Raw genomic sequence first — 11,295 nt, forward strand, 5'->3', positions numbered from 1 at the left:
AAGGTTTCCCGCCCATGACGACGCCAGAGCAGGAACAGCTGGCCCGCGACTGCGCCGAGGTCGCCGATCTGACGGCGCAGGCCCGCGACTGGATCGCGCGTCCCGAAAACGCTGATATGGTCGGGGCCGAGGCGCGCTCGCTCTCGCGCATGATGGGGCGGTCGATCCGGCGCAGCCGACGGCTGGCGCGGGCTGCGGAAACGCCGATGTCGGTATCGGTTTTCGGACCCAGCCAGGCGGGCAAATCGTTTCTTGTGTCGGTTCTGGCGCGCCCCGAAGGCGGGCGGCTGGTGGGTGCCTATGACGGCGGCGCGATGGATTACATCGCCGAGGTCAATCCCGAGGGCGAAGGCGAAAGCACGGGGCTGGTCACGCGCTTCACGATGGAGCGTCAGCCGACGCCCGAAGGATTTCCCATCCGCTTGTCGCTGCTGTCGGAATCCGACCTGATCCGCATCGTGGTCAATTCCTTCTTCAACGATGGCGACGGATCGGAAGAGCCGATCGACGTCTCTGATCTTTCCGCGCATCTTGACACTTACAAGGCGCGGGCCGGGGCGGTGCAGCCTGGGCTCGACGGCGATGGCGTGCTGGATATCGCCGAATATGTCGAAGCCACATTCCGCAAAAGCGCCTATGCCGCAGCGCTGAAACCCTTTTGGGAGGAAGCGGCCGAGATCGCACCGCGACTTGGGATCGAAGACCGCGCCGGTTTCTTTTCCGTGCTCTGGGGGCGTCATTCCGCGCTGGGCGACCTGTATGCCCAACTGGCCCGCGCGCTGGCCACGCTTGACCACGCAGAGGTGGTGCATGCCGAACGCGCCGCCCTGATCCCGCGCGGTCAATCCATCATCGACGTCAAAACGTTGACCGGGCTGCGCGGGGCCGATGTGGGCCCGCCGGTCGCGATCCGGACTGAGGCGGGGCGTGAACTGCGCCTGCCGCGAGCCGAGCTGTGCGCGCTGGCGGCTGAGCTGGTGTTTCCGATGCAGGATCGCCCCTCGGAACTTTTCGGGCGCACTGATCTGCTGGATTTCCCCGGTGCCCGCAACCGGTTCGAAGAGCCGCTCGACAAGACGTTGAACGATCTCGACAAGAACCTGCATCAGCTGCTGTTGCGAGGGAAAGTCGCGTATCTGTTCGACCGCTACGTCGAACATCAGGAAATCACCTCGATGCTGTTGTGCGTGCCCGGGTCGAACATGGAAACGCTTGATCTGCCCGGGTTGGTCGACACATGGATCGCGCGCACCCACGGTGACACGCCCGAGCAGCGCGCGCTGACGGACAACGTGCTGTTCTTCGTGCTGACGAAATTCGACATGCAATTGGGCGAATCCGCGGCCGATGGCGGCGTGGAAACGCGGTTTGAACGGCGGATGCAGGCGTCCTTGCTGGAACGCTTTGGCCGGGGGCAGGACCCTTGGGTGGATGAATGGACCCCGGGGCAGCCGTTCGAGAACTGTTATTGGCTGCGCAACCCCAACTATTACGTCGACGGTCTTGTTGAATACGATGACGCCCGGCGCGAACTGCGCCTGCGCCCCGAGAAACAGGCGCGCTTGGCCGAGCTGAAGTCGGGCTGTCTGTCGGCCCCGCCAGTGCGCCGCCACTTTGCCGAACCCGAACGCGCCTGGGATGCAGCAATGCAGCTGAACGATGGCGGGGTGACCTATCTGACCGAACAGCTGGCTCGCGTCTGCAAACCCGACAGCAAGCTGCGCCAGATCGCGGTGCAACTGGATGCGATCCGGGCCGAGCTGGCGCGCGCAATGCAACCCTATCACGTCTCGGATGATGTCGAGCAGCGCGTCGCCCAGGCGCAGGAGGCCGCAAACCGCGTGATCGACGATCTGGAACAGGTGCTGGCACGGCATCAGTTCGGTGCGGTTCTTTCGGGGCTGACGGTTGATCAGGACCTGATCGAGGCGCGGATTGGCCGTGTGCCAAGTTCCGTGCGGATCACCAGTGCCGTTGGCGGGGCAGGGGCGGAACCCGCGCGCCGCGGTCCGCAACGTCCGGGCCGTCCGCGCCCGGCCGAGGCCCGCGCGCCCGAAGCGGCGGCATCCGACATCCGGACCATGACGCTGGAGCAGTTTCAGGCGGAAACCGCGCTGGAATGCTGGATCGACGCGCTGAAGGCGTTCCGCGATGATCGCGCGCGGCTTGCCGCCTTTGGTCTTGGCGAACCCGCCGCCGGCGATCTGGTGGCAGAATTGATCCACGCGGTGCGCCGTACCGGACTGTTGGCGCGCATTGCCCGCGCCTTCGAGGCTGTGAATTTCGGGCTCTCGGTCGAAAAGCAGGCACCGCCCGCTGCAATCCTGGGGGCCGAACGGATCAACAGCTTTGTCGCCACGCTGGGCATGGACGATCAGCCCGAGAGCCAGCGCCCACAGGTTCAGGACGCAAATGGCGGCACACGCCCGGTGTTTCGCGCCCGGCCTGCACATGACACGGTCGACGGCCTGCCGCCACAGCCACGCAACATGGCAGAAACCATGTGGACGGATTGGGTGTTCGCGCTGGACGCGATGTTTCAGGCCAACGCAAAGGATGGCGCAGGCGGAGAGATCGACATTGAACAGAACCTTGCGCTGGGCCGGATCCTTGCCCAGCTGGAGAGCCCTGCGTGACCGTTCAGGTCCATCCAGATCCGCAGGAACCTGCGGGTGGCTACGCGTTTTTCGAGCTGCCCGAGGGCACGCTGGCCGAAGATCAGGTGACGCTGACGGTGTTCGACGCCTTTGGCGAACGCTGGCTCGGGCTGGATGCGGCGCCGGGCGCACCGGTGCCGGTGGGAGAGCCGCATTGGCAAGCCGATCCTCATGCGTTCGGGCCCTATACCGTCTATCGCCATGAAAGCGCCGATTGGGTGCGTGTTGGCCCCGAGATTGTGAATCAGGTTGGCGAGTACATGTCGCTGCGGCTGGGTATCGCTGGCGGCGATTATGCGGTGATCTGGCCCGATGACGTGCCGCCGCGCGCCGGGGCTGCCGTGCTGGGCGGCATCCGACCGCTGCGCAAACCGGCGCCCGAACCTGCACCCGCGCCTTTGCAGGCACCTGAGCCGGCCCCGGAACCCGAACCCGGCCCTGTACCAGAACCGCCAAAAAAGCCGGAACCGCGCAAGCCGTTGCGCGCAGAGCCAAAGTCCGGCACCAAGCCGCGCAGGCGGCTTTGGCCATGGCTTCTGCTGCTTCTCGCACTTCCTGCAGCCGTCGCGGCGTGGTGGTTCTGGCCTACGCCGACCTACGAGCCGGTGGCCGAAGCGGTTCCGGCCGCCGAACCTGTCGCGCAGCCGGTCACCGATCCCGGCAATCAGTGTGGGCTTGCCCCGCTGCTGTCCATTCCGGGCAGTTTCAGCGCTGTCGCGCCGCAACTGCGCGCCTGCGGCGATCAGGTCACCCCGGATATTGCGCTCACCGTGGTTGAAACCCATGTGGCACGCGACGATCCAGACGCGCTTTTGTTGATGGCCACCCTATATGATGGCACGGAACAGGATACGGATGTCGAGGAACGGATCGGACTGACCTTCAGCGCGGATGATACGCGCGCCGCCGAATATTACGCCCGCGCGGCTGATGCCGGGCTGGCGCGGGCGTCGGGGCGGCTTCAGGCCACCTGCGCGCGGCTGGAACAGGATACGTCGACATTGGCCAGGGGGGCTTTGGATGATTATTGTAACTAGGTTGGCCGTTGCGGCCACGATGGCGGTGATGGCTGCGATGCCTGCACCGCTGGCGGCGCAGACACCCGCACGACCCTTGCTGGTGGAAGGCAAGCAAAGCGTGTACCAGCGCGTGCTGACCCGCCCCGGCGCCGAACGCTTTCAGGCTGTGGATGCCGCGCCCGAAGGTGCCTATCCGGCCTTTCAGCCGCTGTACGTCTATGGTGAGCAGGCGGGCTGGTATCAGGTGGGCCGCTCGATCAGTTCCGGCCCCGAGGCATGGGTCAAGGCCGATACCGTCGTCGACTGGAAGCAGAATATCGTTGCCGCTTTCACCAACCCGGCCGGGCGTCAGCGTCAGGTTCTGTTTGAGACAGAAGACCAGCTGCGCGCCCTGATGGAACACGAGGCCCTGCGCGAGATGCAGGACCAACTGCTCGATCAGATCGCCTCGGACACCGTGCCGCCAGAGCGCGGCGTGGTGGCTGCCGAACCGCCCGTGTTCGTGAACATCGTCGATCAGCTGTACCTGATGCCGATCCTTGATTTCACGCAGGATCTGCACCCGCTGAACTACGAAGAGAACCTGCTGATGCAGGTTGCCTCGGTTCCCCTGCGCGAAGAGGGCCGGTCGCAGCCTCAGGACGATGGGTTCGATGCAGGCGTGGTGTTCGTGTTCGACACCACCCAATCGATGGAGCCCTATATCGCGCGCACGCAGGCCGCTGTGGAACAAGTCGTGCGCGACATTCGCGGCACCGAAACCGGCGATCGGGTGCAATTCGGAGTCACGGCGTTTCGCGACAACACCGAGGCCGCGCCCGAACTGGAATATCGCACCCGCACGCTGCTGCCGCTGCAACGCCGTGCCGACCAGTCCGAAGTGCTGGCGACGATCCGCGCGGCCACAAACGTGGCCTCGGTGGATTCGCCCGGTTTCAACGAAGACAGCCTTGCCGGGGTCGAAGATGCGGTGGATCTGACCGATTGGACGGCGGGCGGGGGCGACCCGTTCGATGCGCGGATCGTCATCCTGATCACCGACGCCGGTCCCAAGGATGTGCGCGACCCCAACGCACGCTCGCAGATCGGGGCGCGCGAAGTGCAGCGCGCCGCGCAGGACAAGGGCGTGGCGATCATGACGCTGCATCTGAAGACCCGTGCAGGCGGCGAGGCCCAGCACGCCTATGCCGAAGGCGCCTATCGCGAACTCAGCCGGTTCAACGACGATACATTTTACTATGGCATCGACAATGGCGCGCCCGAGGCATTCGAGGCCACGGTGCGCCGCGTCGTCACCGCGATCACCGATGTGATCCGCACCGCCCGTGACGAGGCGCCGGTGCTCTCGACCGAGGAAACCGGGCAAGAGCTGGTGAACCTCGGCCTGGCGATGCAGCTGGCCTATCTGGGCCGTCGCGAAGGCGCGCAGGCGCCCGATGTGATCGAAGGTTGGGTGTCGGAAAAAGCCATCGAAGATCCGGCGCGCCTGGCAATCGAACCCCGGCTTCTGGTGACCAAGAATGAAATGGCGACTATGGCCGATCTGCTGTCGCAACTGCTGACGCTGGGGGAACAGGCGCGCGGGGCCGAGGATGCGGCCAATTTCTTTACGCAGGTGCGCGACGTTGTCGCCCGCATGGCGCAGAACCCCGACCGACTGGTGAATACAGAGTCGGAGACGCTGGGCGGCGCTTTGGAATTTCTCGAGGATTTGCCCTACGAAAGCCAGCTGATGCTGACGACCGAGGATCGCTGGGCGCAAAGCGCGATGAACCGGCGCCAGATTCTGGACGGGATGCGGCAGAAGCTGGTGCAGTATCGCAAGTGGCTGCTGAACCCCGATGTCTGGACACCGCTGTATGACGGCGCACCCGATGGTGAATATGTCTTTGCCATGCCGTTCGACGTTCTGCCCTAGGCGGTGATGGAGGGGCTGCACCTTCACGATGCCTCGGTTTCGCTGCGCGATGGCGACAGGGCGTTCCGGGTGTCTGTCGACGATCTTGCGATAGCCCCGGGGCAGGCCGTGGCGCTGACCGGGGCCAGTGGCTCGGGCAAGACGCTGCTGCTCGAAGTGCTGGGCCTGCTGCGTCGCCCTGATCCCGAAACGCGCTACGTCTGGCGGGAAATCGATCTTGCCGGCACATGGGCGCGACGGGCCGAACTGGCCGCGCTGCGGGGCCGCATGTTCGGATTCGTGCCGCAAACCGGGGGCTTGCTGCCTTTTCTTGATGTGCGCGCGAATGTGGCCCTGCCGCAGCGGGTAACGGGACGCGAAGATGCCGCGCGCGTGGGCGCGTTGATTGAACGGCTCGGGCTGACGGCGGTGGCCGCGTTGCGACCGGGCGCGCTGTCGATCGGTCAGCGCCAGCGCGTGGCGGTGGCGCGCGCGCTGGCCCATCGCCCGCCCGTCATCATCGCGGATGAACCCACCGCCGCGCTGGACGGTGACACCGCCAGCGACGTTCTGGCACTGTTGTTGGATACGGCGGCGCAGGATGGCTGCGCCGTGATCCTGTCGTCGCACGATCACTCCCGTGTTGCGCCATTTGGCCTGCGCCGGGTGCACCTGACCAGCCAGCGCGAGGCGGGCGGGCAGGTGATCTCGACAGCGGAGGAGATGCCATGGTGATCCTCTCGCTTGCCATGCGCGATCTTTGGCGTGACAGGTTTTTCACGCTGTGCAACATCGCCATCATGGTTGGCATCCTTGTTCCGCTTCTGGTGTTGTTCGGCGTCAAGAACGGCGTGTATTCCGCGCTAGTAGGTGACATGCTGGCCGATCCGGCCAACCTTCAGATCGACACGGCGGGCAATGCCACCCTGTCCGAGGCAGACATCGCCCCGATCCGTGACTGGCCCGAGGTGGCCTTTGTCACGCCGCGCGTGCGGGGCCAGTTCGATTTCATGAACGTGCGCGCGGTTGATGGCCGCCGGATGCGCCCGGCGCTGGTGATCCCGTCGGGCGCGGGCGATCCGACCTTGCCGGATGGCGCCGATCTGGCTGCCGATGAGGTGGCGATCAGCGCACAACTGGCCGAGCAGCTGACCCTGGCGCCCGGCGACGCGATCCAGCTGGTATCGCAGGCCGAAGACCGCCCCCGCCAGCTGGTTCTGCCGATGCGCGTGGCGCTGGTGCTGGCCCCCGGCGCGGCCTCGGGGCGGGCGGTGCTGGCGCGGTTCGAAACGCTGGATCTGATCGAGGCATTTTACGATTCCTACAGCCTTCCCGACTATGGCATCGACACGGGTAAGGATTTGGCCACGCGCACCCCGGCCTATGCCGGTGCGCGGCTCTATGCCCGCCGGTTGGAAGAACTGGGCGCGCTCCAAGCCCGGGTTGAAACGCAGCTTGGTCTTGGCACGACCGCCCGCACGCGCGAGGTCGACTCGCTGTTGTCCTTGGGGCGCAAGCTCAACCTGGCGCTGGCAGGCACGGCGGCTTTGGCGGCGCTGGGGCTTGGTGCGGCGTTGGTGCTGGGGTTCTGGTCGCATGTGGTGCGCAAACGCGCGGTGCTGGCGGTGATCGCGCTGATCGGGCTGGGGCCGTGGCAACTTGCGCTGTTTCCGCTGGTACAGGCGGTGGTGACGGCCGCCGCTGGGCTGGCGACGTCTTTCGTGCTGTATGCGCTGGCTGCGCGGGGGGCCGGCTGGCTGTTCAGGGCCGAGATGGCGCAGGGCGCACCGTTGGCGGTGATCGCGCCGGGGCAGGGCGCGCTGATCGCACTCGCCTTGCTGGCGCTTGTGATGCTGTCCGCAGGCGCGGCGGCATGGCGGGCGCAACGGATCGACCCGGCCACAATCCTGCGGGACGCGATATGAAGGCGCGCGCACTCTTCCTTGCCTGTGCGCTGGTAGGCCCGGCCGCTGCGCAAGACGCGCCTTGGCCGGTTGACCTGTACGATCCTGCGGCCGAAGCCGGCGCGCCAGCCGATTTGGTGCTGCCCATGCCCTGCGGCGCGTCGATGGCCTTTCAGAAGGTCGTCGTGCCCGTCGAACCCGGCGACCCGCTGGCCGACCGGCGCCTGCGCCTGGGCCAGACGCAGGATGAAACCGGCTTTTCCGACTATCTGCGCGCGGGGTTCCTGCGCGGCGCCTTCACCGAAGGCGACGGCGGCACGACGTTCTACTACATCGCCCGGTATGAGCTGACACAAGGCCAGGTGCGCGCCCTGCGCGGCGATTGCAGCGCGCCGGGCCGAGCCGACCGGCTGGCGCAGGGCACGCTGTCTTGGTTCCAGGCGGTGCAACTGAGCGCGACCTATACCGAGTGGCTGATCGCGAACGAGGTGGCAGATCTGCCCGCCACCGACGGCGCTCCGGGCTTCCTGCGCCTGCCGACCGAGGCCGAGTGGGAATATGCCACCCGCGGCGGCGCCAAGGTCGAGCCGACGCAATTTCCCGCGCGCCATTTCTTCGGCGACGGCGCGTTGCAGGATTTTGCGCGGTTCCAGGGCAACGGATCATCACGCGGCCAGCTGGGGCCGATCGGGTTGCGCGCGGCCAACCCGCTGGGATTGTTCGACGTTTACGGCAACGCGGAAGAGCTGATGCTGGAACCGTTCCGCCTGAACGCCATCGGTCGCGATGGCGGGCAGGTGGGGGGCATCGTCACGCGCGGCGGGTCCGTCCTGTCGGACGCGCGGCAGGTCTACAGCGCGCAGCGCACCGAATATCCGCCCTTTGATGCCCGCACCGGCGCACCGCTGGCTTTTGAAACCTTTGGCGCGCGTTTCGTGATCTCGGCCCCCATTGCCACGTCCGACGCGCGGCTGCGCGCGATCCGCAGCCGCTGGATCGCCTTGGCTGAAAGCCTTGCCCGCCGTCCGACAGACAGCGGTGAACTGGACCCGACCGCGATATTGTCCGACCTGATCGAGGCGGAATCCGATCCGGTTCGCGGCGCGGCGCTGGACGATCTGAAACTGGCCTTCCGCCGCACCAGCGATCAGGCCCAGAGTGCCCAGCAGCAATCGGCCCGCGCCACGCTTCTAGCAGGGGCGATCTTTGTCGAGATGCTGGGCGATACCGAGGCCGACATCGCCGCGAAACAGGCCGGGATCCGGATGCTGATCGACCTGCAAAGGGCGGGCAACCAAAGCGCCGTCTACGCCCGGCAGGTCGCGAAACACGTGGTCGAAACCGATGCGCTGCGCCGCGAACGCGCGACCTATCTGCTGTCGTTCCGCGCCGCGCTGGATACGTTGACTGCTGATGTTGCCGCCCCCCTGCGCGAAGCGGCCTACAACGTCCTGCGCGAAGAGTTGACACTGGCGGGACGGCAGGCGCTTTTGCCCGTGCTCGACCGGTTCTGGGCCGATCTGGAGAGCTATTCCGCCGCGCCCGATCTTGACCCCGAGGCGCTGCTGGACCTTGCGCTGAACTAGCTCCGATGAAACGCGCCGATCACAATTGCGCTGCAAACTGCTGGATTCGGCTTGGGCGGGATCAGAAAACTTGACTTTCAGCCGGGGGTTTGTTCGGGTGTTGTTCTAGGTAAAGTCGTTTTTCCCGGTTCCCCGGGCCCGTTCTGCCGGGCGCAACAGGGGCTGGCTTCGGAGGTTTTTGAAATGTTGAAACGAAATCTTTGCGCATCCCTGATGGCTGCCAGCGTGATCGTCTTTCCGGTGGAGCGCGCGCAGGCCGATCGCGGCGCGGCGCTGCTGGGCGGTGCCCTGCTTGGCGGGATCATCGTCAACGAAATCAACAAGAACAAGCGTCGCCGCACGGTGTCCTCGGGTTCCAGCGCCGCCTATAGCGCGCAGCGCGCCCAGAACCGTCAGGTCCAGACCGCGTTGAACTACTTTGGCTACAATGCCGGTACGGTCGACGGGTCACTTGGCAGCCGCTCGCGCGCAGCTATTTCGCAGTATCAGGCGCAGATGGGGTTCAACCCCGATGGCGGTCTGGACGATTACGAACGTGATTTCCTGCTGGGAAGCCACCAGCGCGCGATGGCCTCGTCGCATGTGGCGCCATATAACCAGATCGTCGCGCAGCAGGGCCCGGCCGGACTGCTGCGGACCTATCGCAACGAGCAGCTGGGCATCTCGACCACCACAGCGGTGCAACCCGCGCCGGCTCCGGCGCCTGCGCCGGCACCTGTTCCGGTGGCAACGGCCCCCGCGCCTCAGCCAATGCCTGCACCAACACCGGCCCCGGCTGCGACGCCGGCCCCGACCGAGCCTGTTTCGGTCACCACCCGGTCCGACAATGCATCGCTGCCATCATTCACCTTCGGTCAGGCCGATCGCTCGGTCAGCCAGCACTGCAGCGAGATCAACGTGCTCACCGCTGCCAATGGCGGCATCACGGCGCCCGGCCGGGTGACGGATTCGGAATTCGCGCTGAACGAACAATTCTGCCTCGCCCGGACTCATGCGATGGCTGAATCGAACTCGATCACCGCCACGATCCCGAACCTGACCGAAGCGCAGATCGAACAGCAGTGCCAGGGTTTGGCGCAAGTCATCAAGCCGCAGCTTTCGGCCCTGCCGACAGCCCGCCCCGACATGGTCATAAGCGACGCCTCGGCCGTGCTGCAAGGTTCGGGCCAGCCGATGGCGCAGCTGATCTCGGGCGGCAAGGTCTGCCTCGGGGTTGGGTATCGCACCGACAACGCGGAAATGGCGCTGGCCTCTGCCGTGCTGCTCTCGGCTGCCGGTCAGCTTGGGTATGGCGAAGCTGTCAGCCACCACATGCGCGAAGGCTTTGGCACCGCTCAGGCGGATGCAGCCAAATCCGGCGCCTGGATGTCTCTGGCGCTGAACGCAGTCACTTCGACCGCTGGCGCTGCCGTGATGGGCCAGTCTCAGGACCGCGTCGCCGTGCTGCAGGATGCGAGCCAAGGGTCGGCCAGTGGTGGCGCCTCGGCGGGCCTGCCGGTCTTCCCGGCGCCTTCGGGCAACTGAGCCAGTCATACGCTCCGATACGCAATGATCGCCCCGGCCAGAAACGGTCGGGGCTTTTTGCTTCTTTAGGGCAGAAATATCCCGGGGGAGTCCCGCAGGGACGGGGGCAGAGCCCCTTCTTCTTGTCGCGGGCCTGGTGGGAATAAAAAATCCGTGCAGCTTTTTTGTGCCTGACAGGTAAGCGACTGGATTGGCAAAAAAACAAAAGCCGCCCAAAGGGCAGCTTTGTTTTCAACCGTGGGTGTCGGTTGATTTTGGAGCGGGCGAGGCGATTCGAACGCCCGACCCTAACCTTGGCAAGGTTATGCTCTACCCCTGAGCTACGCCCGCTTCCTTGTGAGGGCGGATGTATAAATATCTCGGATCGGCTGCAAGAGGAAAATCGCGGCTTACGAAAATTTTCTTGCCGCGCGACGGAAAACGGCCGATCCTGCGTTTGTATCTTGCGAGGTCCAATGGGAGTGTTCGCGGATGAAGTACCTGCAAACGATAAAAATAGCGATTCTGGGCGCGCTGATCTTCGTTGCGTTGCTGATCAGCTAGGGTGTCAGGCCGGTGACGCCCTATGACCTGGTCTGAGGCGCTGAGAGTTCTGCCCCCACCGTAGGGAGGTGGCAATACAATGGGTTGGGGGCGCTGCCCCCGTCCCTGCGGGACTCCCCCGGGATATTTTTGCCCCGAAGAAGAATTGCTCAAAGAAGAAGGGGC

The 11,295-nt window shown here is 65.5% G+C and carries 7 protein-coding genes and 1 tRNA gene; 7 read left to right on the forward strand and 1 reads right to left on the reverse strand.

All coding sequences use genetic code 11. From position 1 onward, the window contains the following. The first annotated feature begins 14 nt into the window (after positions 1–14). From FGK64_RS07995 to FGK64_RS08025, 7 genes are all read left to right on the forward strand, one after another. Entirely contained in the window at positions 15–2,636 is a 2,622-nt protein-coding gene (locus FGK64_RS07995; RefSeq protein WP_138863292.1) for a virulence factor SrfC family protein, read from the forward strand. Next, positions 2,633–3,694: a hypothetical protein gene (locus FGK64_RS08000; protein WP_138863293.1), complete on the forward strand. Its 1,062-nt coding sequence runs from the start codon at positions 2,633–2,635 to the stop codon at positions 3,692–3,694. The genes FGK64_RS07995 and FGK64_RS08000 overlap by 4 nt, the downstream gene beginning before the upstream one ends. Continuing rightward, positions 3,678–5,594 (forward strand): vWA domain-containing protein, encoded by a 1,917-nt coding sequence (locus FGK64_RS08005; RefSeq protein WP_171054011.1) that lies wholly within the window; start codon positions 3,678–3,680, stop codon positions 5,592–5,594. The genes FGK64_RS08000 and FGK64_RS08005 overlap by 17 nt, the downstream gene beginning before the upstream one ends. Positions 5,595–5,600: 6 nt before the next feature. Beyond that, entirely contained in the window at positions 5,601–6,308 is a 708-nt protein-coding gene (locus FGK64_RS08010) for an ABC transporter ATP-binding protein (RefSeq protein WP_138863294.1), read from the forward strand. Then, entirely contained in the window at positions 6,302–7,498 is a 1,197-nt protein-coding gene (locus FGK64_RS08015) for an ABC transporter permease (RefSeq protein ID WP_138863295.1), read from the forward strand. Before FGK64_RS08010 ends, FGK64_RS08015 begins: the two co-directional genes overlap by 7 nt. Beyond that, entirely contained in the window at positions 7,495–9,063 is a 1,569-nt protein-coding gene (locus FGK64_RS08020) for a formylglycine-generating enzyme family protein (RefSeq protein WP_138863296.1), read from the forward strand. Before FGK64_RS08015 ends, FGK64_RS08020 begins: the two co-directional genes overlap by 4 nt. Before the next feature lie 183 nt (positions 9,064–9,246). Further along, positions 9,247–10,587, forward strand: coding sequence for a peptidoglycan-binding domain-containing protein (locus FGK64_RS08025; RefSeq protein WP_138863297.1), 1,341 nt, complete (start codon positions 9,247–9,249; stop codon positions 10,585–10,587). 255 nt (positions 10,588–10,842) lie between these two features. Here the strand turns inward: FGK64_RS08025 and FGK64_RS08030 are convergent. Next, positions 10,843–10,917 (reverse strand) — tRNA-Gly (locus FGK64_RS08030). Positions 10,918–11,295 lie beyond the last annotated feature (378 nt).

The sequence above is a fragment of the Arenibacterium halophilum genome (assembly GCF_005938225.1).
GTDB classification, from domain to species: Bacteria; Pseudomonadota; Alphaproteobacteria; order Rhodobacterales; family Rhodobacteraceae; genus Arenibacterium; species Arenibacterium halophilum.

Excerpts from the sequence above, each read along its gene's own strand:
- FGK64_RS07995 (WP_138863292.1), top strand. The coding sequence starts at position 15 with ATGACGACGCCAGAGCAGGAACAGCTGGCCCGCGACTGCGCCGAGGTC.
- FGK64_RS08005 (WP_171054011.1), top strand. The coding sequence starts at position 3,678 with ATGATTATTGTAACTAGGTTGGCCGTTGCGGCCACGATGGCGGTGATG.
- FGK64_RS08010 (WP_138863294.1), top strand. The coding sequence starts at position 5,601 with ATGGAGGGGCTGCACCTTCACGATGCCTCGGTTTCGCTGCGCGATGGC.
- FGK64_RS08015 (WP_138863295.1), top strand. The coding sequence starts at position 6,302 with ATGGTGATCCTCTCGCTTGCCATGCGCGATCTTTGGCGTGACAGGTTT.
- FGK64_RS08020 (WP_138863296.1), top strand. The coding sequence starts at position 7,495 with ATGAAGGCGCGCGCACTCTTCCTTGCCTGTGCGCTGGTAGGCCCGGCC.
- FGK64_RS08025 (WP_138863297.1), top strand. The coding sequence starts at position 9,247 with ATGTTGAAACGAAATCTTTGCGCATCCCTGATGGCTGCCAGCGTGATC.